This is a genomic window from Proteiniphilum sp., from assembly GCF_034927365.1.
Lineage (GTDB): Bacteria > Bacteroidota > Bacteroidia > Bacteroidales > Dysgonomonadaceae > Proteiniphilum.
The window spans coordinates 44,189-70,010 of sequence record NZ_JAYFQD010000021.1 but is presented as its reverse complement, the minus strand read 5'-3'; the positions used below and the strand labels follow the sequence as shown (position 1 = coordinate 70,010).

18 protein-coding genes and 1 pseudogene are annotated in these 25,822 nt (G+C 47.2%); 11 read left to right on the top strand and 8 right to left on the bottom strand.

The genetic code is table 11. The features are described 5' to 3' along the window. Positions 1–127: 127 nt before the first annotated feature. Both VB073_RS13505 and VB073_RS13500 read left to right on the top strand, forming a co-directional pair. Positions 128–1,066 (top strand): TIGR01777 family oxidoreductase, encoded by a 939-nt coding sequence (locus VB073_RS13505; protein WP_323404714.1) that lies wholly within the window; start codon positions 128–130, stop codon positions 1,064–1,066. A gap of 52 nt (positions 1,067–1,118) precedes the next feature. Next, a complete protein-coding gene (locus VB073_RS13500) occupies positions 1,119–1,547 on the top strand; it encodes a VOC family protein (RefSeq protein ID WP_323404713.1) in 429 nt (142 codons plus the stop codon). Here VB073_RS13500 and VB073_RS13495 read toward each other — a convergent pair. The 3 genes and pseudogenes from VB073_RS13495 to VB073_RS13485 all read right to left on the bottom strand — a co-directional run. Then, positions 1,524–2,759 (bottom strand): PQQ-dependent sugar dehydrogenase, encoded by a 1,236-nt coding sequence (locus tag VB073_RS13495; protein ID WP_323404712.1) that lies wholly within the window; start codon positions 2,757–2,759, stop codon positions 1,524–1,526. The two genes, VB073_RS13500 and VB073_RS13495, sit on opposite strands and share 24 nt — an antisense overlap. A 102-nt stretch (positions 2,760–2,861) precedes the next feature. After that, positions 2,862–3,719 carry a KilA-N domain-containing protein gene (locus VB073_RS13490; protein ID WP_323404711.1) on the bottom strand — a complete coding sequence of 286 codons (858 nt, stop codon included), beginning with the start codon at positions 3,717–3,719 and terminating at the stop codon, positions 2,862–2,864. A 14-nt stretch (positions 3,720–3,733) separates the two neighbouring features. Then, positions 3,734–4,593 (bottom strand): annotated as a pseudogene (locus VB073_RS13485) (site-specific integrase); the annotation flags it as partial. Between the two features lie 458 nt (positions 4,594–5,051). Here VB073_RS13485 and nhaA point away from each other — a divergent pair. Continuing rightward, positions 5,052–6,371, top strand: coding sequence for a Na+/H+ antiporter NhaA (nhaA, locus tag VB073_RS13480; protein WP_323404710.1), 1,320 nt, complete (start codon positions 5,052–5,054; stop codon positions 6,369–6,371). A 270-nt stretch (positions 6,372–6,641) separates the two neighbouring features. On the opposite strand, the gene VB073_RS13475 is transcribed toward nhaA, so the two are convergent. Both VB073_RS13475 and VB073_RS13470 read right to left on the bottom strand, forming a co-directional pair. Next, positions 6,642–8,522: a CotH kinase family protein gene (locus VB073_RS13475; RefSeq protein WP_323404709.1), complete on the bottom strand. Its 1,881-nt coding sequence runs from the start codon at positions 8,520–8,522 to the stop codon at positions 6,642–6,644. Positions 8,523–8,534: 12 nt separating this feature from the next. Continuing rightward, complete coding sequence (locus VB073_RS13470) at positions 8,535–11,825, bottom strand: S41 family peptidase (RefSeq protein ID WP_323404708.1); 3,291 nt, start codon at positions 11,823–11,825, stop codon at positions 8,535–8,537. A 273-nt stretch (positions 11,826–12,098) separates the two neighbouring features. On the opposite strand from VB073_RS13470, the gene VB073_RS13465 reads away from it, so the two are divergent. From VB073_RS13465 to ovoA, 6 genes are all read left to right on the top strand, one after another. Then, on the top strand, positions 12,099–14,015 hold the full coding sequence (locus VB073_RS13465; protein WP_323404707.1) for a biotin/lipoyl-containing protein: 1,917 nt from the start codon (positions 12,099–12,101) through the stop codon (positions 14,013–14,015). A 90-nt stretch (positions 14,016–14,105) separates the two neighbouring features. After that, entirely contained in the window at positions 14,106–15,617 is a 1,512-nt protein-coding gene (locus VB073_RS13460) for a DUF1538 domain-containing protein (RefSeq protein WP_323404706.1), read from the top strand. A gap of 8 nt (positions 15,618–15,625) precedes the next feature. Further along, positions 15,626–16,636: a hypothetical protein gene (locus VB073_RS13455; RefSeq protein ID WP_323404705.1), complete on the top strand. Its 1,011-nt coding sequence runs from the start codon at positions 15,626–15,628 to the stop codon at positions 16,634–16,636. A 2-nt stretch (positions 16,637–16,638) separates the two neighbouring features. After that, positions 16,639–16,776, top strand: a complete 138-nt coding sequence (locus VB073_RS13450) for a hypothetical protein (protein ID WP_323404704.1) — start codon at positions 16,639–16,641, stop codon at positions 16,774–16,776. A gap of 113 nt (positions 16,777–16,889) precedes the next feature. After that, positions 16,890–17,432 (top strand): GNAT family N-acetyltransferase, encoded by a 543-nt coding sequence (locus VB073_RS13445; RefSeq protein ID WP_323404703.1) that lies wholly within the window; start codon positions 16,890–16,892, stop codon positions 17,430–17,432. 85 nt (positions 17,433–17,517) lie between these two features. Beyond that, on the top strand, positions 17,518–19,623 hold the full coding sequence (gene ovoA, locus VB073_RS13440) for a 5-histidylcysteine sulfoxide synthase (protein WP_323404702.1): 2,106 nt from the start codon (positions 17,518–17,520) through the stop codon (positions 19,621–19,623). A gap of 100 nt (positions 19,624–19,723) precedes the next feature. Here ovoA and VB073_RS13435 read toward each other — a convergent pair whose 3' ends face one another. Beyond that, entirely contained in the window at positions 19,724–20,674 is a 951-nt protein-coding gene (locus VB073_RS13435; protein ID WP_323404701.1) for a diacylglycerol kinase family protein, read from the bottom strand. A 217-nt stretch (positions 20,675–20,891) separates the two neighbouring features. Here VB073_RS13435 and VB073_RS13430 point away from each other — a divergent pair, with 217 nt between their 5' ends. Next, a complete protein-coding gene (locus VB073_RS13430; protein WP_323404700.1) occupies positions 20,892–22,349 on the top strand; it encodes a sodium:solute symporter in 1,458 nt (485 codons plus the stop codon). A gap of 293 nt (positions 22,350–22,642) precedes the next feature. Beyond that, the gene (gene yihA / locus VB073_RS13425) at positions 22,643–23,239 is read left to right on the top strand and encodes a ribosome biogenesis GTP-binding protein YihA/YsxC (protein ID WP_323404699.1); all 597 of its coding nucleotides are present in this window, start codon (positions 22,643–22,645) and stop codon (positions 23,237–23,239) included. Positions 23,240–23,332: 93 nt separating this feature from the next. Here the strand turns inward: yihA and atpG are convergent, their stop codons facing one another. Together atpG and atpA are read right to left on the bottom strand one after the other, a co-directional pair. Continuing rightward, positions 23,333–24,199, bottom strand: a complete 867-nt coding sequence (atpG, locus tag VB073_RS13420; RefSeq protein ID WP_323404698.1) for an ATP synthase F1 subunit gamma — start codon at positions 24,197–24,199, stop codon at positions 23,333–23,335. After that, a complete protein-coding gene (atpA, locus tag VB073_RS13415) occupies positions 24,177–25,793 on the bottom strand; it encodes a F0F1 ATP synthase subunit alpha (RefSeq protein WP_323404697.1) in 1,617 nt (538 codons plus the stop codon). Before atpA ends, atpG begins: the two co-directional genes overlap by 23 nt. Between the last annotated feature and the right edge of the window lie 29 nt (positions 25,794–25,822).

Here is a 25,822-nt window from a genome sequence, read left to right as displayed (position 1 = left end):
CGCATGAATTGTTTAAATAGATTATGTTCGATTGTATCAAGGGGAGGGCAACAATTGTTTTCCTTTTTTGTTTATATACTGAAGTGTGATTTTTCTATTTTCAATGATTCTCAATGAATAGCAACCAATGAAGACGATTTTGATTACAGGCGGATCGGGAATGGTGAGTAGAAGGTTAACGGATTTGCTCATCGAGAAGGGATATAAGGTTATTTGGTTGAGCCGTGAACGGTTTGTGAAAGCGCAGATCCCCCGCTATCGATGGGATTACCGGAAAGGTGAGATCGACAAGGAGGCACTTGAACAGGCTGATGTGATTATTCATCTGGCGGGGTCGAATCTGGGCGAGGGCTCCTGGACGCGGTTGAAGAAACAGAAGATTGTCGAGAGCCGGGTGCAGACGGCCAGGTTGCTGTTGGAGACGTTGAAAGGAATGGACAAAAAGCCGGAAGCATTCATCTCGGCTTCGGCGATCGGATTCTATGGACTGGAGACGTGGGAGAGGATATTTTTGGAGGAGGATAATCCCGGACAGAATGATTTTTTGAGTCGTACCTGTCGTAAATGGGAAGCCGAAGCTTTCAGGTTCCAGGATGAGTTGGGTGTGCGTACGGCAGTGATGCGTACTGCATTTGTGATCTCTAAAGAGAGTGAGGCTTTCACTAGAATGATGTTGCCCACACGTTTCGGATTGGGAGCACCACTCGGTTCCGGCAGACAGTATCTGAGTTGGATCCATATTGACGATCTTTGCCGCCTTTATGTAAGAGCGGTTGAGGAGAGTTCGATGCAGGGTGTATACAACGCAGTCGCTCCTGAATTCACAACCAATGCAGAGTTTATGAGAAGGCTGGCAAGAGAGATGAAGCGGCCTTTCTTTCTGCCGCCTATCCCGGCATTCCTGCTCCGGCTCTTTGTGGGCCAGGCGGCCGATATGATCCTTTATGGCAGCCGCATCTCATCCCAAAAAGTGATTGATGCAGGCTATGAATTTGTTTACCCCACAGCGAAAGAAGCAATAAATGCGGCTCTTCAGGCAATGCGATTGAAGCAGAAGAGTTATTGAACAGGTTAATCCCTGGAATTGAGAAATTAATAACAAAAAACATTTAAAAATCATGGTTAAATTAGATCCGTACCTCAATTTTGACGGTACATGCGAAGAGGCTTTTAATTTTTACAAATCCGTATTTGGCGGGGAGTTGAATGGAGTCATGCGAATGGGAGATATGGAAGGGATGGATGTGCCCGAGGCTTATAAGGACTATGTAATGCATGTTTCATTGCAACTGGGCAATAATCTCCTGATGGGATCGGATGTGATTCCCGGTATGGGCAATCCTTTTCAGCAGGGTAATAGCAACTATATCTACATCACAGCCGACAGTCGTGAAGAAGCAGATAAGCTGTTCAATGGACTGTCGGCTGGTGGTGAGATAGAAATGCCGATGGAGGATATGTTCTGGGGTGATTACTTCGGAAGTTTTAAAGACCGGTTCGGCATTTACTGGATGATCGGCTACTCATTTCGCTCCGATACGGTATAACCGCCCCTCATCGGTTACGGCATAGAGCGCACCGTCTTTTCCGTCGGCCACATCGCGGAAACGTTGCCCTTCATTGGCGAGCAGTCGCTCTTCACCTACAACTTTATTGTCTTTGATGACAAGCCGGACAATGTGTTTGCTGTTAAGCCCGCCAATAAAGAGGTTGTTTTGCCATTCGGGGATCGCATTGGAGCTATAGAATGCCATGCCGCTGGGGGAGAAAACAGGATCCCAGTAGTAGACCGGTTGTTCCATACCCTCTTTTTGGGTGATCCCTTCACCGACAATATTACCATTGTACTCGATGCCATAGGTGATGGTCGGCCAGCCGTAGTTTTTACCCGGTTTGACGAGGTTGACCTCATCGCCGCCACGTGGACCCATCTCACTGAGCCAGAGTTCACCGGTGGCAGGATGGATATCGAGGCCTTGCGGGTTACGGTGTCCATAGCTGTAGATCTCAGGCAGCACTCCTTCGGTACCGATAAAAGGGTTACCCGGCACGGGTTCACCTTCGGTAGTGATATGTATCACCTTACCGTGGGCGGTATTGAGTTTTTGTGCATTGGGGCGGGTGGCCAGGTCGGACCGTTCACCGGTGGTGACGAATATATGGCCGTTCTCATCGAACAGGAGGCGGCTGCCGAAGTGCATGCTGTTGTCGAAATAGGGGATAGCACGGTAGATGATACGGAAATCCTCTATTTTGGTTTCATCGCCGGAGAGCCTTCCTTTGCCCACGGCAGTGAGAGAACCTTGCGGAGTACGTTCGGCAAAGGAGAAGTAAAGCATCCTGCTACTGCCAAAATCAGGGGCGGGCGCCACATCCAGTAATCCTCCCTGGCTCCGGTCGTCCACGGCAGGAAAGCCGGTGATAGGGTTGCTTACTGTACCGTCAGTAGTGGCGATACGCAGGGTACCCCCTTTCTCGGTGATGGCCAGCCGGCCGTCGGGTAGTACAGTCACTCCCCAGGGCTTATTTAATCCGTCGGCGATAACACTCGCTTCGTAGGGAGTGGTGGTTTTTACGCCACCAACGCGGGTCTGTCCCTCGAATGCCGGTTTGAAGTCGGGGTTGTTGGGTTGATTGGTCTCTACCGGCGGTAGTGTTCCCACCTGCGGTTCTTCTTCAGTAACTTTCTGTGCTTCACAGGAAGCAGACATCAGCACAAAGGCCGACAAAAAAAGGGTTGTAAATTTCAGATAGTTCATAGAGCTGTGATTTGTTGATCGTGCCGCTACCGTTGCGGAGCGGTTCTTTTCCCTTTAACAACCCGTAAATTACAATTGTTCAGTCAAATAATTGGTGATAAACTATTTTAGATTATCATCGGTTTGACTTAACCGATTGAAAAATAAACCTTTAGCAGAGTTTTTGAATTTTAGAGGTAACGAGTTAGTAACCGTGCTATTTTCAGCGTTTTGCGGTGCTATACTGTCAAATAACTCATTGCCAAAAGTAAGTAATATTTTTGAAACTCCACATCCTTTTTCTGCGTCTATGGCATTGAGGCGTGTCAGTTGCCGCTCTGCCATTTCGTGCAGACAGGTGTATCGGGTAGATTTGTCCATATCACGTTTCAAAAGTTCTGCGTTAAACGATTCAAGATTTGCCAAGACAACCAATTCGTTAATACTTGCCGTATCACGTATATTCAAACCTTTCTTTGCGTTTTCGGGATTTGCCTCCCGCCATTGCTTTGCTGTACAAGCCCATAAAGCGAGGTTTAGCATATCGGCTTCATCTGCGTAGGCGTATGCCTTCTCATGTTCAACATCAATTTTTGGAATGATAAAATCACGGACAGCATCAGTGTGAAGCGTATAATTCACTTTACTAAGCACCCGTTTTACATTCCATTCGCCGAGCATCGGATTGTTTTCAACCTCTTTAAGCCGCTGATATTCGGTAATCAAATAGAGTTTAAACACCGGGCTGAGCCACGACCCGAATTCAAACGCAATATCTTTGTGGGCGTAAGTTCCACCGTTTCGCCCCGCTTGGGAAATCACACTAATGGCATCGGTCGCCTCAATCCATTTGCGGGGTGTCATATTAAAACGGTTGGCTCCAGCCTCGTGCAAAAAGGTGTCGAATTCGACACCTTTAAAGGCGGGGTTGTGCAACATCTCCCAAGCACCAAGAAACTCAAGGGTATTGCGATTACGCATCCAGTTGCGGATATGGTCTTCTGCCTACGGGTAATAATCCATAGGTTACCATCGAAGAATGTTTGCAGATTGTCTGTTGTAAGGTTTTTCACGTCCGCATACGACAAGCCCGTAAAAATCGAAAACACGAAAAGGTCGCGCACCAGTTCGTATGTTTTGTTTTTCACTGGAGCCTCTATTAGCGTTTGGATTTCTTCTGCTGTAAGATAACCCTGTCCACGCTTTCGGGACTGTTGATATATCCCGCAAAGGGGTTGAACGGCAGTAAACCCGTGTTCCGTGCTACGGAAATGATATGTTTCAGCACAATCATATATCCCCATACGGTATTGGTACGGCATTTCTTCTCTTCCCGCAGGAAGTATTCGAAATCGTTGATAAATGTCAGGTTCAGCTCTTTGAGCGGTATATCTTCCCTGTGATAGGTGAGGGAGAGGAAATCTCGGACGTGCTTATAGACAGTGCGGTAGCGGGAGAATGTGCCTTGCGCCCGACTGTAACCTACTTTCTTCTGAAATTCGGCGTTGTGCTGTTCGAACAACTTTAATAGCGTTTCCTGTTTTACCCCGATGCCAAGGTAGGCGTTTTTCAACTTGGCGGCGGTAACATAGCCGTCCGTCTGCATTAGTTCCTGATAGCGGCAGTTGACTTCTACCCTAATTCTATCGACTGTAACGTTGATTTTCTGCGCTTCGACACTCTTTCCCGATGCACGATTATTCTTCACATCCCACAGCTGGAGCGGAATATTCATTTTGCAGCTGAACTGTTTTGCTTCGCCGTCTACCGTAAGACAGCACATCAAAGGCAGGTTCCCGTTGGGCTTCTCGCTCCCTTTCTTCACGTAAAATAAGACCTTGAATGTTGACCTCATAACTCAATGTTTTTTCTGGTTACAAAATTAGTTATCATTGAGTTATTCGACACTATGAAAAAATACGCAATGCGCTGAATAAGAACCGGATAATGGTCTATTTGCTTCCATTATCTGGTAACGGGATAGTAACTGAACTCCTGCGCTGTTCCTCTTAAATTTGCTTTTTGATCTGTTGCCAAACAAATCAAAACAGAGTGTAACGAACGCTCTGCCAGCCAATTCGCTACACTCTGCTTAATTCTGCTTTTTAGTTAGAAGTTTATTTTAGATTATCATCGGTTTGACTTAACCGAACAAAATGCCCTTGAAAATAATGAAAAATATTTTTTGAAGAGCAATTATTACCATCTCTTTCAAATAATATCACAGATATTTACGAAGGCAATAAATATATGTTTTTAAAAAAAATCTTCTATTTTCCGTACCTTTGTCTGCTTATTATTTAATCGGTAATTATGAATAGTCAATATAAAAACAGGGTAAACAATCAAGTTATAATGCATGTGCAAAGATTTATCCGACATGAAAAATCGGGAGGAATCGTTCTTGGCATTAGTGTTATTATTGCTCTCTTTTTGGCAAACTCGCCTTGGGCTGCACAATATTTTTATTTCTTCGAGCAAAAAATCGGATTTACCGTAAACGATAAATCGTATCTGAATTTTGATCTTTATCATTGGATAAATGACGGACTGATGGCGATGTTTTTCTTTGTGGTCGGGTTGGAGCTAAAAAGAGAATTTATAGCAGGCGAATTATCCAACATCCGCAAAGCAATTTTACCGATTGGTGCAGCTATTGGCGGAATGGTCGTGCCCGCATTGATTTATTTGTTTTTTAACTCTGCCGAGCCAGCAGCTAAAGGATGGGGTATTCCAATGGCTACTGACATAGCTTTTGCACTCGGCGTATTATATCTATTGGGAAATAAAGTACCTCTTTCTATTAAAGTTTTTCTTACCGCTTTAGCTATTGTCGATGATTTAGGGGCGGTATTGGTGATAGCTTTTTTTTACACATCCGACATATCTATTTTGAGCCTTGTAATAGGATTGGGCTTTGTTTTGGCTATGTTCATTACAAATAAAATGGGCGTGAAAAATGTAATATTCTATGCCGTGTTGGGAATCGGTGGCGTATGGATGGCATTTCTACTCTCTGGAGTTCACGCTACCATCGCTGCGGTATTGGCTGCCTTTATGATTCCTGCCGATTCCCGCATAAATGAAAACACTTACATCGCTCGTATTAGTAAGCTGCTAAGGCGTTTCAAAGAAGCAGATCCCAATGATAACCGCACATTGGAAAATGAGCAAGTACATATTCTTGACCGCATAAAGGAGGATACTAATTCGGCTATTCCTCCGCTTCAAAGATTGGAACATGCTATGCACCCGCTCGTCGCTTTTATAATCATGCCTATATTCGCTTTAGCCAATGCCGGAGTATCGTTTGGCGATGTTAATTTTGCTGTTTTATTCTCTACAAATGTGGCATTAGGCGTAGCATTGGGGCTATTGCTCGGTAAAGTGATCGGAGTGGTTGGGACTTCAATCGTACTAATCAAGTTGAAAATAGCCACGCCACCAATCGGCATGACAAAAAGAAAGTTGTTAGGTATCGGATTCCTTGCAGCTATCGGGTTTACAATGTCTATGTTTATTACAACTCTCGCTTTTACTGATCCGACACTTTTGATTCAGGCTAAAATTGGTATCTTTACCGCATCGATTATAGGCGGAGTGGTTGGATATTGTTTGCTGAAAAAAAAGTAACTTTTCTCGCAAACACATACTATTTATAGGTGCTCAAAAGAGAGTATCCTATCGTGTGTTTGCCAAACTAAGCAAAACAGAGCGTAATGAACGCTATATCTGCTAATTCGTTACGAGGCAGTGGAATTATATATCGATGAATTGACAGACCGCGGAGAACCAATACCGGACGATAGTCATACCCTTGAACTTTCTATACATGTAGAAGCAGTATGAATTTAAGTCCCAAATATCTTATTGATTTACTGGAACAAACATGATATGAATTGTTCAGAGATTGCCGATAAGACGGTCTAAAGTGCTGATACGTTGTTCGTATGCATCCCTTAAACGTTTTACCGCATCGTCGAAAAACATCTGTTCGTCTCCGTTCACATTTTGGGTGATGGGCCACATGTTATTGCTTACGATGGCTGATTGACGGATGTATGCCGCCTGCTCGTCGATAAAGGGTAATATCGTTTGAAATCCGGGTTTTAAGGAGGTCCATCGTTCCTTTACCCTTGCTTTGAAAGCAGGATCTTCAAAGAGCATATCATACCAGATCGATTTGTTTGCCTTGAAGCTGTTGGAGCCTGGTGTAAATGTGCCCCAGTCGAAATCCCATATGGGTCCAGCCTTTAATTTCCCGTTACGGTCCTTATGCATATAACTGCTTTTGGGATGGTTCGGTTCTCCGTTGCCTGTCAATTCATGTACCAACCACCAGTCGATAAAACTATCGGTGTCTATATAATCCTTATAAGTTGATAACTCGTTTGAGGCATAGAGAATGTCTTCTATCTTATTGAAATAATTTTCAATGTAGCTCTTTTGCTGGCTATTCAAAACTTCTTCATCCGGTTCTTTGATGTTGACCGGTAGTTTTTTGCGGGCAGTCCTGAATTTATTAATCTCATCGTAATAGGTGTCCAATTCCACCAGATAACCGCCGGTTATTTCCGGTTCCTGTGTCTGTGTCTTCTTCATTTCGGTAATGTTAACCCTTTCCTGGTCGATTTTGATCTGCTCACAGAGATAATAATTACCCAGGTATGTTCCGTTTAATACGACCTCCACGAAAGTACCCCTTGGGGTATATGCCAGGCCGGTTTTTCTTGCCACTTCAAAAGCGACACTGTTTCGTAATAGGGTTCTGTCCATCCAGTTTGCGAGCAGTACCCAACGCTTATGTGCCGGCATACCAAGGATCTCCGCCTTCTTGTCCAATTTAATGGCGTAAGGCTTTTTGGGATAACTCCAGGTGGAGTTACCCCTCCCCCTTAAGGAAACGTCGGAGAAATGGAGAATATCTTCTCCTTCGGAGTTTTTGAGATCTATGATACAATCTGCCATCCAATCATCCTTACTGGTAATCGGTTTGCCACCGGGAGTTGTAAGGTAGAGCATCGGTAATCCGCCCGAGGTTACTTCAAACAGTTCGGAGGAGTATTGTACGGGTTTCCCCGTTTTATCTTTCGTGGTCAATACCAACGCTACCTTTTCATTGTAAGTCCTGAGTGATCCATTATCCTGAATATAGGCAACATATTGCCCTGCTTTTGTCTTACCTTCTTTATCGGTAGCGGGTTCTATTCTTCTCAGCTTATACAATTCAGGAGTAGTAACGTATGAATCGGCCACGCTTCGGGTCGATTTTATCAGGTCCAACTGGATGGCCGCATCTTTACCTTCCGTGTTATAGCTGAATACCGCATTGGAAGGGTTTACCCTAAATTCCAGGCTATAGATGGAATTGGGGGATAGCGTGATCTTGTTATCCAGCACAACTATCCCTGTAGGGCGGATCATCTCCATGTCGAAAGTGAACAATGTCCCATCCGGCATAGTGATGGTGATGACTTTTGTTTTTTCGTCTTGCTTGATCGAGATGGTGTCCTCCAGACGGATTGTGGTTCCATCTGTAAAGATTAAGCTCCATCCCTGTGCATCGGTCAGCTTTTTTACTTCTTTGATGGTCTTGGATGCCTCCTGGGCTTTCTTCAGTTCACTGACGGCCTCCTTTAGCGTGTTTACTTCTGTCTTTAATTGATTGACATCGTCTTCCAGGTTGGAACAGGCGATGGTCATCCCGATGAATACCAGTGCGAACAGTTGAATGAAGTGTTTTAAAATGCGGTCGTGTGTCATATTGTTATTGATAATTGTCATTACAGAAGAAACTTATTTGATTTCCACCTCAATCCATTTGGATCTGTCGGGTGGCGCGGGTGGGGTGACCTGTGGACGGGGATTGGCTTTGAGTTCTTCGAGGAGCAGCTCTACTGCTTTTTCGATAGAGGGATCATTTCCTTTGGCCAGTTCCTCGGGACGGTCCACCACCTCAATGTCGGGATATACCCCGATCCCTTCGATAATCCATTCACCGTTCTGGTCGTAGATGCCGAAGCGGGGAACGGAGATATAACCGCCATCCACTAAGCGGGCGTTACCGGAGATGCCGACCAGTCCGCCCCAAGTGCGGGTACCGATCAACTTGCCTTCACCGGTCTTGCGGAAGAAGTAGGGGAAAGCATCGCCTCCGGAGGAGGAATAGCCATTGATAAGCATTGCTTTGGGACCGTCGTGGGCGATACCCGGTGATTTCATCGGCTGGGTCAACCCGTTACGGTGCCAGTAGGCCAGGGTGCGGCGGTTCAGCAGGTCGATCATCCTGTCGGGGATAAAGCCGCCACCGTTATACCGGTCGTCGATGATAAGTGCTTCTTTATGATGGTAGGCATACATGCCCCTGAAGAGCTCGCGGTTTCCTTCTACTGCGGTGTTAGGCACGTGGATATAGCCGATTCTACCGCCGGAGAGCCGGTCCACCATTTCCCTGCGTTGGTTCACCCAGTCCATATATCGTAGCTCCTGTTCACTGGTGATCGTTTTCACGTTGTAGCTCTTCGCTCCCGAACCGGAGGGACTGCTATTGACTGTCAGCTCGATATAACGGTCACCCAGATTCTCGAGCAGTTCATAAGGATTTTGGGCAGTGGTCAATTCCTGTCCGTTAATGCGGATGATATAGTCGCCTTCCTTCACATTGACCCCGCTTTCGGTAAGGGGAGAGCGGCGGCTTTCGTTCCAGTTTTCACCCGGGTATATTTTCCTTATCTTGTAACGTTTGGCGGAAAGGTCGGCTTCCAGTTCTGCTCCGAGGAGTCCTCCGTTGATACGGTCCACCCGGGCGATATCACCCCAATCGACATATGAATGCCCGGTATTGGTCTCACTGACTATCTCGTTGAGGATATAGTCGAGGTCGAACCGGCTGGGTACGTAGGGGAGCAGTGCGCCATAGTTTTTCCGGATGGCTTTCCAGTCGACGCCATGAAGATTGTTCACGTAGAAGTAGTCGCGGAAGATGCGGAAAGCATCGGCGTAGATCTGGTTCCACTCTGCACGGGGATCTATCCTCATATTGAGGTTGTCGAGGTTGATAGTGCCGGTGCCGGCCGGTTGTCCCGTTTGGTTTTTAGCCACACCCCAATTATTGCCACTGCGGTAGATAAATGATTTTCTGTCGGCCGCGAGGATACCCCAGCCTGTGCCGTCGAGAATCTCTTCGGTTTTCGCTTCGTTGATATTATAACGCATGATCTTGTTGCCGGCAGAGTAGAGTAGTCCTTCTTCCACGGCTCCGACGATGCTGTAGTTGCCTGACTGAAGAGGCAGCGCCTGGATACGATTTGAGGCGTTTTCGATATCGATCGTCACTTTTTTCTCTCCGGAAGATGATTGGGTATCATTATCCTTGCTGTCTTCCTTCTCTGTATTATCTTTCTCTTTTTTCCGGGTATTATCTTCCTTTTCATCATTATAGGGTTCCCTGTCTTCTTTGTAGGGAGAGAGGGTGGTACCGTCGTCACGCAGTGGAAGGGCGTAGATACGGGTGGCGTTGTTGTAGAGGTAATCGAATTCGAAACTGCTGAAGGCCAGATTGAAGTCGCGGTTGGAAAGGAAGAAGAGGAATTTTCCATCACGGCTGAATACCGGATCGCTGTCGGAGAAAGTGTCGTCGGTAAGCTGGTATTTACGGCCGGATGAGATTTGATAGACCCAGAGGGCGGACTGGTCATTGGGTGACGATTTGCTATAGGCTATCCAGTCGCCGTCGGGAGAGAATGAATAGTCACTGATCTCTTCGGCGGTCGCTTCATCGATTGCGGTCTGCTTGTTTGAGGATATATCTACTAACCACAGTTTCATGGTACGGTCGCTATAAACCAGGTGGGTACTGCGAGGAGACCACTCGGCAGTATGCTTCCATGCCGCAGAGCCGCGGGTGACCTGTCGGGGTGTGGCACCCTCTTTATTTTCGAGCAGGTAGAGTTCATATTCACCCGTCGCGTCGGAGTAGTACGCGATCTGTTTGCCGTCGGGTGACCAGACGGGAGAGATCTCGCGTACGCCCTGGGTATTGGTGAGGTTTTGTATCTCACCTTTTTCGACCGGAACACTGTAGATATCGCCACGTGCTTCGAAGAGTGCCCGTTTGCCGGAGGGAGAGAGGCTGAAGCTGCTTATATAATTCTTCACGTTGCGGAAGTAGGGTTGCAGGTTTGGATTGTCGTAGTGGATGGCAACGGTGATCTTGTGGCTGTCGCCCGATGCCAGGTCGAGCAGGTAGAGATAGCCGCCGTTTTCATAGACCAGCTTGCCGTTTCTTCCGGAGGGCCACATCACATCGAAATCGCCGTGGCGCGTGATTTGTTCATTTTCTCCGGTGCTTATGTCATATCGCCAGATATTGAGACGGGAGTCGCGGTCGGAGGCATAGAAGATATGATTGCCATGCCATACCGGCCACTGGTCGGATCCGGCCCATTGTGTGATCTGTTTTGAACGGTTGTTTGCCAGGTCATAAGTCCACAGTTCGGTGGCCCGACCTCCTTTATAGCGTTTCCAGGTGCGGAACTCACGATCCACCGGCGTGAAACAGAGTTGTTTGCCGTCGGGAGAGAAAGTGGCGAATCCTCCGTTGACGATGGGAAGAGGTTCCTCGAAACCACCCTCGAGAGCGACAGTGAAGTAACGTCCGTTACGATCGCCGAAGCTTGTGCGGTTAGCCCGGAAGAGGATCCGCTTGCTGTCGGGTGTCCAGTCGAGTACCACATTGTCGAATCCTCCCCGTGGCGGCATCACTCCCACGGAGTTGTAGAAAGTGAGTTGCCGTGCCGTACCTCCTTCGGAGGGCATCACCCATATCTGTCGGCTGCCGGAGTATTCGGCAGAGAAAGCGATCCACTTGCCGTCGGGTGAAATCTTGGGGAATAGTTCGGTTCCCGGATGGGAGGTGACTCTCCTGGCGGTACCGCCAGTGGCGTTTACCGTCCATATATCGCCGGCATAGACAAATGCGATCAGGTTACCATTGATATCGGGATAACGCATCATTCGTGCGTCATCCATTGCCGAGGCCTTTAGGAAAAGGAGGCTCGCAAAGAGGAGAAGTACCAGTTTTTTCATTTTTTTATTTTTGAACGTTTTCATTAAGCTAAATGAGCAGAAGACAAGTTCGCCTGAATGATGTCGTAACGAGAGTTGACGATCGAGGTACAGGGCGACCCAAAAGGTCTACTGAAATTGGATGTCAAAATTACTTTTTTTTTCCAAGGTAATCATCATTTAGGAGACTGTAATTATTTTTATAAAATATTCGTAGATTAAATTGGATGTAAGTTGTTATTATTCTACATTTGTATGTGGAAGATCTAATAATTAATTAAAGGCCACTTAGGTATGACAAGGAAACTTTTGATCAGAGACCTCACTTTAAGGGACGGTCAGCAATCGGCTTTTGCCACCCGTATGAATCAATCGCAGGTGGACAGAGTATTGCCTTATTACAAGGATGCAAATTTTTATGCCCTGGAAGTGTGGGGAGGAGCAGTTCCCGACTCGGTAATGCGTTTTTTGAATGAAAACCCATGGGACAGGTTGGAAAAAATTCACCATGCTATTGGAAGTGTATCAAAATTGACCGCTCTTTCCCGTGGGCGCAATCTATACGGTTATGCTCCTTATCCCGATGAGATTATCGACGGATTCTTTAAGAATGCCGTTGCTTCGGGATTGGATATCATGCGTATTTTTGATGCTTTGAATGATGTGGATAATATCAAGTCGAGTGTAATATCCATCAAAAAACAGGGAGGGATGGCCGATTGTGCCGTTTGTTATACGGTGGATCCGAAATATGACGAGGAACCCTCCAGCGGAAGCAAGAAAGGAGGGTTGTTCGGCCTGTTTTCCAAAAAGAAAGGAGCCGAAAAACCTGCCCATCAGCCTGTTTTTACCGATGAATACTTTCTGGATAAAGCGAAAGAGATGCTTGCTTTGGGAGCCGACATGATCACAATCAAGGATATGAGCGGTTTGATACCGCCCTCCCGTGTGGCGCGGCTGGTTTCTCTGTTCAAGCAGCAGTTGAACGTGCCGATTGATTTCCATACACACTGTACACCCGGGTTCGGACTGGGTGCCGTACTCTCTGCTATTGTTCATGGAGCGGATATCGTGGATACCGTAATCTGGAATTTTGCCGGTGGCCCTGCTGCTCCGGCATTGGAACTGATCTATATTTTCTGCAAGAAAATGGGGGTTGAACTGGATGTGAATATGGAGGCGGTAGCCAGAATTAATGAGGAATTATTGGGAATACGCCGTGAACTGGATGCTTTTGATGCTGTGAAGCAGTTCCCCAACCCGTTCAATCCGCTCACAGATACTCTTCCTGCCGGGATCGACAGAGAATTCGACCTGGCTATTGAAGCAGCGAAACGTGATGACGAAGCGGCGTTATTGAAATCCTGCCATGCCATCGAGGCTTATTTCAATTTCCCTGCGCCGGACGAAAGGGTGAAGAATGCTGAAATACCGGGAGGGATGTACACCAATATGGTTGCACAGTTGAAGCAATTCAACGCTCTTGATATTCTACCCGAGGCAATGAAATTGATTCCCAGTGTACGTATGGATTCGGGACTACCTCCTTTGGTAACGCCTACCAGCCAGATCGTGGGAGCACAAGCAGTGGCTTCAGCTTTGAACCTGAAGAACGGACGGCCCAAATATGCCAATCCATCCAACCAGTTTGTGTCGCTTGTAAAAGGAGAATACGGCAAAACTCCTGTACCTGTGAATCCCGAGTTCCGGTTAGAGATCGCCGGTACAAGAGAAGAAGTGCCGTATGATACTTCTACCTATAAACGTCAGGAAAATCCTGTATTGGATGAGTTTGGAGGTGTACGTCTGGCAAAGGATGAGAAAGAGGAACTCCTGCTCGAATTGTTCCCTTCGGTTGCTGCTAATTTCTTGAAGGGTATACGCCAAAAAGAGTGGGAAAACAAAAAAGCTGAAGAAAAGATTTCTCAACAAGCGTTACAGCAGGAACGAAAGACAATCGATCCTCCATTGCAGGGCAAGGAAAAAGAGAGGCCAAAAGGGCATATAGTAGAAAGCCCCATGCCCGGTAATATTCTTCAAATCAATGTGAAAGAGGGGGATACCGTACAAAAAGGAGAGATAGTCCTTATCCTCGAAGCGATGAAGATGGAAAATGATATTACGACTGAAGTTTCCGGCAAGGTATACCGTATTTTTGTGCAGGAGGGCGAGATTGTAAAGGAAGGAGTCCCGCTTGTGGAGATTGTCTGATCCAATTATCCGGATAGTATGTTTTAAGTAGGGGACTCCGGCAGAAAGAGATTTGTCGGAGTCTTTTCAGATATATAAAAAAGGAGGATTATGCAGTTCGTATTAGAGAAATTTAAAGAGATATTCATATCGGTTATCCCAATTGTTCTCATTGTTTTGTTGTTGCATTTCTTTGTGGCACCGCTGGATACCGTTGTATTGAATAAGTTTCTTATCGGCTCGTTCTTCATCCTTTTGGGTATGCCGGTTTTTTTAATCGGGGTAGATATCAGTATCACCCCGATGGGAGAAAAGATAAGCGGCAGTTTGCTCAGTCTGAATAAGCTCTGGTGGATTATATTGGGCGGGATAGTAATCGGGTTTATTGTAACCATCGCCGAGCCCGATTTGCATATCCTTTCTGCCCAGGTGCGCGATGTCACCTCCGGGGGTGTCAATTCACGGCTGATGCTTATTCTTGTGTCAGGCGGTGTGGGCTTTTTGGTCGCCGTAGCGTTGGTACGTGTGCTCAGGATCATTCCGCTCAACAGGTTGATGACCTTTATTTATCTTATTATCTTTATACTGGCGATTTTTTCGGATTCTGACTTTTTGGCGATTGCTTTTGATGCATCGGGTTCCACCACAGGATCCGTTTCCGTTCCTTTTCTGTTGGCGTTATCTATCGGCGCATCTAATATTACGCGTGGTAGGGGAAATGAGGAAACGGATAGCTTCGGTATGCTGGGTATAGCGTCCACGGGTGCGATCATAGCGGTGTTATTACAGGGTGTCTTCAGTAATACCAACCTCAGCGGTACTCTCGATCTGGAGGTCGTGGCCGGCGAGAGGGCTTTTCAAACCGTTCTCTCCGAGATCCCCTCCGTTGCCTTCGAATCGTTCCTCAGTCTGTTTCCGGTGTTGATACTCTTCTTAATAGTCAACTTTATTCAATTAAAGGAGTCGAAAAAGACATTGCGAAATATTTTTATCGGTACAATTTATACCTATTTAGGCCTTATACTCTTTCTCACGGGTGTTAACGGAGGTTTTATCGAAGCCAGCCGGCAGGTAGGATTTCAGTTAGCCTCGCTCGAGATGCCCTGGCTGCTGTTGCTGATGGGTGTTATCTTCGGAATTGTGACAATCCCGGCTGAACCGTCGGTACACATCCTCACCAGCCAGATAGAAAATGAAACTGCCGGCGCCATCAAGTCCCGGACGGTACTCGTAGCCCTTAGTATAGGGGTGGGACTGGCTGTCGGCTTCTCCATACTCCGTATTCTAATTCCGGCATTGGAACTGTGGCATATATTATTACCCGGTATGGCGATCGTTATCATATTATCCTATTTTATCTCTGACATTTTCGTCGGGATAGCATATGATTCCGGGGGAGTGGCTGCCGGCACAATGACGGCTACTTTTTTGTTGCCCTATGCCCAGGGAACGGCACAATACATGCCCACGGCCAGCGTGGTGACCGATGGTTTCGGGGTGATCACCATCGTGGCGCTGATCCCGCTGTTGACGGTGGAGATCCTGGGATTGATTTATAAAATATCATTAAAGAGACAGCAGCGGAAGACTGCATTACAAAATGTAGGAGATAGTGACTTATGATACATTATATGACCAATTCATCAACTGAACAGGTTGATTATTGTTTACTCGCAGTAGTAGTGAATAGGGGTAAAGCGGAGAAGGTGCTTCAGTTGGCCCGTAAAAAAGGACTCACCAAAGCGAATTGTATATTCGCGCAGGGGAGAAGTGCTGCCCCCAACCCATTCCTGGAATGGCTGGCACTGGGCGAGGTGGATAAGGAAGTGGTCTTGCTGGGGATCAAAAAACAGGATGAGGAGGAGTTTATCTCGTTGCTGGATGATAAACTACATCTCTGTAGGCCGCACAGAGGGATCGCCTTCACTATCCCGATCATTTATCCCTGTGGCTCTGCCGGTTTCTACAAGTCGGAAAGCCCTTACCGTTGCGCTATGATCATCCTGAATGAGGATGTTGCGGATGAATTCGGTGATTTTATCCGTGAGAAGGGATATGCGGGATTGACCACCATCAAGGCGAAAGGGGCAGCTTCATTTATGCATCCGTTGATGGATATGAAAGTGGAACCCGCCAAGGCGTTGATGTTGATGATTGTGCATCGTAATAAGACAGATCGGTTGATAGAGTTGGTTACGGAACGATTCAACCTGAATGCTGAAAATACAGGTGTGCTGGCTGTGCTGCCCATCAACAGGATAACGGGTAGCATATTGGAGAAAGAGAGACGGCCAGGGCAGGAAAAAGAAGAAGAATTACCCGTTATGCAGCATATGGTTATTGCCACTGTACCTCATACCAGCGCGGAAGAGTATATGCATAGCGTCAAAAAATTAGGTGTGTCGGGGAGTACCATTATCCACTCCCGTTTTATCTATCTCTTACCATCCACAGATATTCTACTGCCTTTCCATGCGGATGCAGAAGAAAAGATGGTTATTACCCTGGCCAGCAGGTCCCTTGCTCGGGATATACGCCACCAATTGCCGTTGATTGAATTCAAGGACCAGGTGGAGAAACCCTATGCTATTTCCTTGCCTGTGATACAAACGCAGGGTGTGAGGGAGGAATCGGGTGGATAGATGTGGGAAAGTGGGAAGGTGTGGGAAAGTGGGAAGGTGTGGGAAAGTGGGAAGGTGTGGGAAAGTGGGAAAGTGGGAAAGTGGGAAAGTGGGACTGGTTGATAGGTGAGAAGGACGGTTTTGAACATCCTCCGGTTTGATTTGTTTAGTAGTTTCAGGCGTTTTGAGTCGCTTGCATTTTCGGTTATCAGATAAGTTTGTCTTCTGCTCGTAATGTTTAACAAAATAATTAATAAAACCGAATGAAAGTATTATGGAGACTCTCAGGTTTTATAAATTGGACAAGATCAATTATCCCGGATTCAGGGACAGACTTATAGACCTTTATATGCATGCCTTCACTACCGGAAGGTATGCCCAATTCATTACCCCGGAAGCAGTCAGTGATACGTTTGACGGGATATTGTCGGAGGGAACCGTCAATATGGCCGTGGTAGAGGACAGGCCGGTGGGAATGATTGCAGCTTTTCCCCTGAAAGAAGAACCTGATTTTCCCGCGGGAGAGTGCCCGGATATTCCTGTTGGTCAGGCGTTGTATATTGCCGAAGTGATGGTGCATGCCGATTATCGGGGCAGAGGTGTTGCCTCGCAGATGCTGGAAAGCCAACTGCAAGAGGCGTCAAAATTCTATTCACATGTGGTGATCCGGGTGTGGGAGGAGAATAAACCTGCCCTGGAACTTTACCGAAAATTGGGATTCGTTCCGGTCGCCGGAATTTCGCAAATGAAGCGAAAGAGTGACGGAGGCCTATTTGAAATGAAAAAAGTTTATTTGTGCAAAATCCTGAAGATATGAAACGAGCATGATAATCATTATCACACAAGAACATGATTAAAAGCGAGTTCCATACGATACATTTAAAAATAAAAGTTTTAATCGTATGAAAAATTTACTTACCAAAACAATTGATCTGCGATCCGGTTCGGCAGATGAGAAAAGGCAGGAGATCCGGGATTATTTCCTGAAGACATGGGCAATTGACGAGCTACTATATACACAGTTGAAGTCGGATGATGTGTTTTATAGGCGGGGTGATCCCCTGCGTCATATCATTCTCTTTTATCTGGGACATACGGCTGTCTTTTTTATCAATAAGCTTTACCTTGCCAAGATCATCGACCGGCGTATCAATCCCAGGTTTGAATCGATCTTCGCTATCGGTGTGGATGAGATGAGCTGGGATGATCTGGATAACAACCATTACGACTGGCCGCCGGTATCGGAGGTGCGAGTCTATCGTGATAAGGCAAAGGAGTTGATCCTTAGTGTGATCGATAATACACCGCTGCACCTTCCGATCGATTGGGAGAGCCCCTTCTGGATCGTGATGATGGGGATCGAACATGAACGGATCCACCTGGAGACTTCGTCGGTGTTGATCCGGCAGTTACCGTTGGATCAGGTAGTGGAGGGCCGTTTCGGTGAACGGTGCAGTGCAAACGGTGAGGCGCCGGAGAATACACTTATACCGGTTGCCGGTGCTACGATGAAATTAGGAAAACCGGCAGATCACCCGCTCTACGGTTGGGATAACGAATATGGAGCCTATGAGGAGAAGGTCGCCGACTTTTCCGCATCGAAATACCTGGTATCCAACGGAGAATATCTGGAATTTATTCAGGATGAAGGGTATGAAACAGAGGATTATTGGACCGAAGAGGGGTGGAACTGGCGGAATTTCAGGCAGGCGCAGATGCCTCTCTTCTGGCGAAAGGATGAGAACGGTTACCGGTTGAGATTGGTGGCCGAGGAGATACCGATGCCGTGGAACTGGCCGGCAGAGGTGAATTATCTGGAGGCAAAAGCTTTCTGTAACTGGAAGAGCGCGAAGAGTGGCCGAAACTACAGGCTACCGACCGAAGCAGAATGGTATCGCCTCCATGAGATTGCAGGATTGGCCGAAGTAACGCAGTGGAAGGATGCGCCGGGCAATATCAACCTTGAATATTTCACCTCACCATGTCCCGTGGATATGTTCAAACAGGGAGATTTCTTCGATCTGTTGGGAAATGTATGGCAGTGGACCGAAACGCCGATCACCGGTTTTCCGGGTTTTAAAGTCCATCCGATGTACGACGATTTCTCGACGCCTACCTTCGACGGTAAGCATAACCTGATAAAGGGTGGTTCCTGGATTTCGACGGGTAACGAAGCAACAATCCATTCGCGGTATGCTTTCCGCCGACATTTCTATCAGCATGCCGGATTCCGGTATGTGGAGTCGGACACTCCGCTGGTGATACAACAAGCCGATTATGAAACCGACGAGGAGGTGACGCTCTCTTGCGACAATAGCTGGGGGGATGCATACTCCAATCAACCGGTCTTTACCATCCGGTTGGTGGAACTGGTGAATGACCTGCTGAGAGGCAATGCCGGAGCCCGTATCCTGGACCTGAATGCCGATACCGGACGGCTGGCTTTTGAACTGGCACGGAAATATAAAGATGTGACGGCCCTCGACTTTACCGCCAGGATGATAAGAATCCCTATCCAACTGCAGGAACAGGGTTATGTGCGATATACCGTCAAAGATGAAGGTGAACTGGTGTTCTATCGGGATGTGGTATTGGCTGATTTCGGGTTGACAGAAGCGAAGGAAAATATCCTGTTCATGCAGGCTGATGCGATGAATCTGAAACCCAACTATACGGGTTATGACCTGATTATTATACCGGCATTGCTGGAAGAGTTGAGTGATCCGCTCCTGTTCCTGTCACATATCCATGAACGATTGAACGATAACGGTTGGCTACTCCTGGCGTCGGACTATGAATGGGATCCGGCAAGAACCCCAAGGGATAAATGGCCGGGAGGGTTTAAGAAAGATGGTGAACCGGTGACGTCGCTCGACGGCATCAAGGCAGCGTTGGAACCGCAGTTCGACCTTGTTTCGGATCCGCAGGAAATCAACAGGACGATAAAACGATCGTCTCGCCGGACGGAAAACCGTTTGTTAGAGATTACCATCTGGAAGAAGAAGTAGTTCTACCCTTTTTTATGCTCACCACGAGCTATGGGTTCTCATAAACATCTGACGATCTCCGCTTTAGTCAACCGTCATACCACTTAAGAAAGCTGAGAATTTAATTAAACCAGCGGGTAAGGGAGTTGAAGATATTTTCGCTCTCTTTCCGCTTTTTTTCGCGAAGTTCGTTGTCGGGAGCAAGTACTTTTAGCCCCTTGTGAATGGTTTCCACCTTGATCTCATGACCGGTACTCACCGGTTCCCCATCCACATGCATCACGCCGGCATGTGATCGTTTGATCTGCAGGTTACGGGTGAGCAGCGAAGTCATCTTACTGTTCTTATCGATATTATTGGTGAAGAGTTGAAGGGTAGTCTGGGGTATCTCGATGGCGTTCAGCGGTTTCAGGATGGAGACATTCATCATGCCGTCATCCATACTGGCACCCGGGGCTATATGGGCGTCATTACCGTATTGAGATGCATTGGCGCAGGTAAGGATAAAGGCACGTTCCTTGATCGTTCCTTCGTCGGAAGTGATCTCATACTCTTCCGAACTGAAATCGACCACACTCTCCAATATATTCCGTACATACCCCAGTGGCCCCCGCTTCTTGCCTTCGGCAAACCGGTCGCTGATAAAAGCATCGAATCCGAATCCGCAGGTGCAGAAAAAGATATGCCCGTTGGCTACACCGTAATCGATGGTACGGGTTTGTTCCTTCAGGATGATGTCAATGGCTTTTTCCGTATCCATGGGAATACCCAATTCCCTGGCCAGGCCGTTTCCCGAACCGGACGGAATGATACCCAGTGTGGTGTGGGTGTGTACCAGTACTTTAGCAACTTCGTTTACCGTGCCATCGCCCCCGGCGACAAGTACGTATTTGTAATTCTTTTTTGCTGCTTTACGGGCTATCTCCGTCGCATGGTCGGGATAACCGGTAATACGGATGATGATGTCATATTTTCGTTGATCGAATGCAGCCGCCACCTCTACGGGAATGTTTTTCTTGGATTCCGTACCCGAAATAGGGTTGATAATGAGGCATACTTTTTCTTTTGCCATGTTAACGTCTCATTTGTGTTGTTACATACTTATAAACAACCTTCTCATCTTTTTGTTTTATCTTTTCTCATTTGACTTTTCTCGTGCCTTTCATCATATTTCCATAATATAGGATGCGCCTCGGAAAAGCTCAAACAAGTTTGGCTTTTCACTCGGCTTTCACTATATTTGCACTCAATTTATCGAATTATTCATCCCGGAACTACACGAAATTGTTATGCAATCCATTTTTATTCTGCTTGTAATTGTCGTTTATTTTGGCCTGTTGATGTTGATTTCCTGGCTTACCAGCCGGAAAGGATCGGGCAATGACGCTTTCTTTCGTGCCAATAAGTCATCCAAATGGTATATAGTAGCCATTGCGATGGTGGGTACTTCGATATCGGGAGTGACTTTCGTTTCGGTGCCGGGGATGGTACGAAATCTGGATATGTCATACATGCAGATGGTATTCGGATTTTTCTTCGGTTACATAGTGATTGCCTATGTGTTACTGCCGCTCTATTACCGGTTGAACCTGACTACCATCTATGGTTACCTGGATCAGCGGTATGGTCCGAAATCGTATAAGACCGGCGCCTGGTTTTTCCTTATCTCGAAGATCGTAGGGGCTGCAGCACGACTCTATCTGGTGGCTTTTATCCTGCAAACACTGGTATTTGACGCTTGGGGAATTCCTTTTGTGGTAACGGTGATAGGGATTATCCTGATCATCTGGCTCTATAGTCATAAGAGCGGGATCAAAACGATTATCTGGACCGATTTGCTACAGGCTATCTTATTTATTACCGCACTGGTATTGATCGTCTGGCAGGTGGCATTGCGACTGGATCTGAATATCGGAGGGGTGGTGTCGACAATCATTGAGAGCCCCCATTCACGTATTTTTGTGTTCGACGACTGGTCGAGTACGCAGAATTTCTTTAAACAGTTTTTCAGCGGTATGTTTATCACGATCGTGATGACGGGCCTTGATCAGGATATGATGCAAAAAAACCTGACGATCCGCACGCTGAAAGATGCGCAGAAGAACGTGGTATCGTACGGGCTGGCATTCGCTCCGATTAACCTCCTGTTCCTGTCTTTGGGAGTATTGTTACTGGTTTTTGCCGAACAGAACGGCATATCACTGCCGGCAGTATCGGACAATATTTTACCGGTGATCGCGAGTGAACATCTGGGAAGCATGGTGCTGGGTATCTTTATCGTAGGGATAGTCGCTGCGGCTTTCTCAAGTGCAGACTCTGCGTTGACAGCGCTGACGACTTCGTTCTGTGTGGATATCCTGGACATGAAGCCGGTATCGCAGACAAAGGCGCAGGAGCAGAGAGATATCCGTACCCGAAGAATGGTACATGTGGGTGTGAGCGCCGCTTTTGTGCTGATTATACTGCTTATCGAGGCGATCGGGTCGGATAGTATCATTACCGCTATCTATAAGCTTGCTTCCTACACCTACGGACCATTACTCGGCCTCTATGTCTTTGGGCTCTACAGCAAAGTGAAGCCGGTGGATAAATGGGTGCCCTACGTGGCGATTGCAGCTCCGATACTCTGTTTTATCATTGAGATATTGATGCAAAAACTGTACGGTTACCGGGTAGGGTATGAACTGCTGCTGTTGAACGGGCTATTGACCGGACTGGGACTCTGGGCAGTCTCGAGACGTGGATAGGTGGATAGGTGTGGGAAGGTGGGAAAGTGGGAAAGTGGGAAGGTGGGAAAGTGAGAAAGTGGGACTGGTTGTATCGTCCTAAAATTAGTTTACAGTTTACTTGTTAAATACTGATTATAGTTTACAAAAAATAGTTTTAATCCTGACATGGGTTTACAGCAAAGGTGGATAGGTGGATGGGATGTTATTGGTTCTAATAATCTGACAGTCTTGATTCTAACAATCTAAATGTCTTGGCTCTAATAATCTAAATGTCTTGGCTCTAACAGTCTTGGCTCTTGATTCTAAAAGATATGAATATAAAAAGTGCAGAGTTTGTAATAAGTAACAGCGACTACCGGAAATGTCCGCAGGACGGGAAGGCGGAGTATGCCTTTATTGGCCGGTCGAATGTGGGTAAGTCGTCACTCATCAATATGCTGACCAACCGGAAAGGGTTGGCGATGACCTCATCCACGCCGGGGAAGACGATGCTTATCAATCATTTCCTGATTAATGACGAGTGGTATCTGGTAGATCTTCCGGGATATGGATATGCACGCCGGGGCAAAGAGGGACGGGATAAACTCCGTAAGATCATCGAGGATTATGTATTGGAGCGGGAAGCGATGACTAACCTGTTTGTACTGGTAGACTCGCGCCACGAGCCACAGAAAATCGACCTGGAGTTCATGGAGTGGCTGGGTGAGAATGGTGTACCGTTCGCTATCGTCTTTACCAAAGCGGATAAATTGGGCTCAGGACGCCTCCAGCTGAATATCACTGCCTATAAGGAAAAACTATTGGAGAGTTGGGACGAATTACCGCCTATCTTCGTTACTTCCTCCGAGAAAGGGCAGGGTAGGGAAGAGCTACTCAGTTATATCGACAGCATCAACCGGACGTTATAAGCCCGTGTAAAAGTTATTAGCCCTGACAGGGGTGATAAGCATGGACAGACCTCAGAGGATATAAGCCCGGAGTTTTTTTGCAAGAAAATTGAGTTATTGGCTGTCGAATGAACCGCCGACAAGATCGAGCAATTCGTTGGTGATGGATTGCTGCCGCAGTTTGTTGTATTCCAGCGTGAGTTCTTCGGTGAGATCTTCGGCGTTATCGGTAGCTATCCGCATTGCCGTCGTGCGGGCTGCATGCTCTGACGTGACAGAGTCAAGATGCGCGGTGTAGAATTTTACTTTCAGTATTTTGGGGATGAGTTGCGTCAGGATCGTTTTCCTGTCGGGCTCCACTATATAATTTGGAGCAAATTTTTCCCCCTCGGGTATTCTCGGTTCAATGGGAAGAAAGGGTTCGTTGACAACTATTTGGGTGCCTCTGGTGACAAAATGGTGATAGATGAGTTCCACCCGGTCTATTTCACCTTTCAGGTACATCTGCATCAGTTCTCCGGCAATCTGCTGCGCACTGTTATATGACGGGTTTCCACTGATTGCATTGTAATCTCCGCGGGATTGAAATCCCATAGCCCGTACTGCTTTAGCTACTTTTTCGCCAATGGGATAGAGAAGGATATTCTCTTTCCCAAGCGATCTGTAACTCTGTATCACCTCCTTCAGTTTGTCGGCTATATTGTCGTTGAACCTTCCCGCCAGTCCGGTATTGGAGGCAAATGCCACAATAGCGATCCGTTTGACGGGACGTGTATGAAAGAACGGAGAGTCGATACCCTCTTCCTGACTGGCCAGTAACTGCAACATCCGGTACAGATTCTGCTCGTAAGGATAGAGATTCCGGATGGAGCGCTGACTTTTTTGTAGCCGTGCGGAAGCGATCATCATCATGGCCGATGTGATCTTTTGAGTGGAACGTACCGACTGTATCCGATTTTTAATCTCTTTCAGTTGTGCCATCGCTTCCGGAATTTATTTTTTTCACGGTATCTGCCGCCACCGATTCGATGATTTTACCGATCTGATCATCTATCTGACCCTGTTTCAGGGGTTCGAGCACATCGTGTTGATGATCCATCTCCAGCAAGGTGAGGAATTCCCGTTCAAATTTATCCACCTTCTCCAGCGGGATGTCTTTAAGCAGGCCGTGGGTTCCGCAGTAGAGGATCGCGATCTGTTGTTCTACGGCCATGGGTTGGTGTACAGGTTGTACAAGGAGCTGCTCATTCTTCCGGCCCTTATCGATGGTCATGGCTGTCACTGCATCCATATCCCCTCCGAATTTACTGAAGGCCGCCAATTCCTGATACTGTGCCTGGTCGATTTTCAGCGTACCTGCCACCTTTTTCATTGCCTTGATCTGCGCATTACCTCCAACCCGGGAGACGGAGATTCCCACATTGATAGCAGGGCGGATTCCCCTGTGAAAGAGATTGGCTTCGAGAAATATCTGACCGTCGGTGATAGAAATGACGTTGGTGGGGATGTATGCCGATACGTCGCCAGCCTGTGTTTCGATGATAGGCAGTGCGGTGAGTGAACCGCCTCCCTTGACTTTTCCCTTCAGGCTTGGAGGGAGATCGTTCATCTGCATGGCTACTTCTTCCTGGGAGATGATTCGCGCCGCTCTTTCCAGAAGTCGGGAGTGGAGGTAGAAGATATCTCCCGGGTATGCTTCACGTCCGGAGGGCCGACGCAGGATCAACGACACTTCACGGTAGGCTACCGCCTGCTTGGAGAGGTCATCGTAAACTACTAAAGCATGTCTGCCCGTATCCCTGAAATACTCACCTATTGCAGCACCGGTGAAAGGAGCGATATATCGCATGGCAGCGGGATCTGATCCGTTGGACGTGATTACCACGGTGTAGCTCATGGCTCCTCCGTCGGTAAGGGTTTTCACGATGGAGGCCACCGAAGATCCTTTTTGACCTACTGCCACATAAATACAATAGACCGGGTCGCCGTTTTCAAAATTTTTCCGTTGATTGAGGATCGTATCGATAGCGATACTGGTTTTACCGGTCTGCCGGTCGCCGATGATCAACTCGCGCTGACCGCGTCCGATCGGGATCATAGCGTCGACTGCCTTCAAGCCGGTTTGCAAGGGGGTATTTACCGGTTGGCGGTATACTACACCCGGTGCTTTGCGCTCCATGGGCATCTCAGTCAACTCCCCAATTATCGGTCCTTTACCGTCCACCGGTTCTCCTGTGGGAGAGATTACACGACCAAGCAAGCCCTCTCCTGCAAAGACAGAGGATACACGACCTGTCCGTTTCACAGTGAATCCTTCCTTGATCTCACTGGAACTACCCAGCAGGATGGCTCCTACGTTGTCCTCCTCGAGGTTCATCACGATAGCCTGCATGCCGTTATCGAACTCCAGCAACTCGTTTGCTTCCGCATTACGAAGACCGAAAATACGCACAACTCCATCACTCACCGTGATGACGGTACCTGTTTCATTGAATTGAATGCCGGTATCGATCCCTTCGAGCTGCATTCGCAGCACCTCTGAGATTTCGCTTACCCTGATATTATTATTGGGCATGGAAATTAAAAGTGAAAAATTAAAAACTA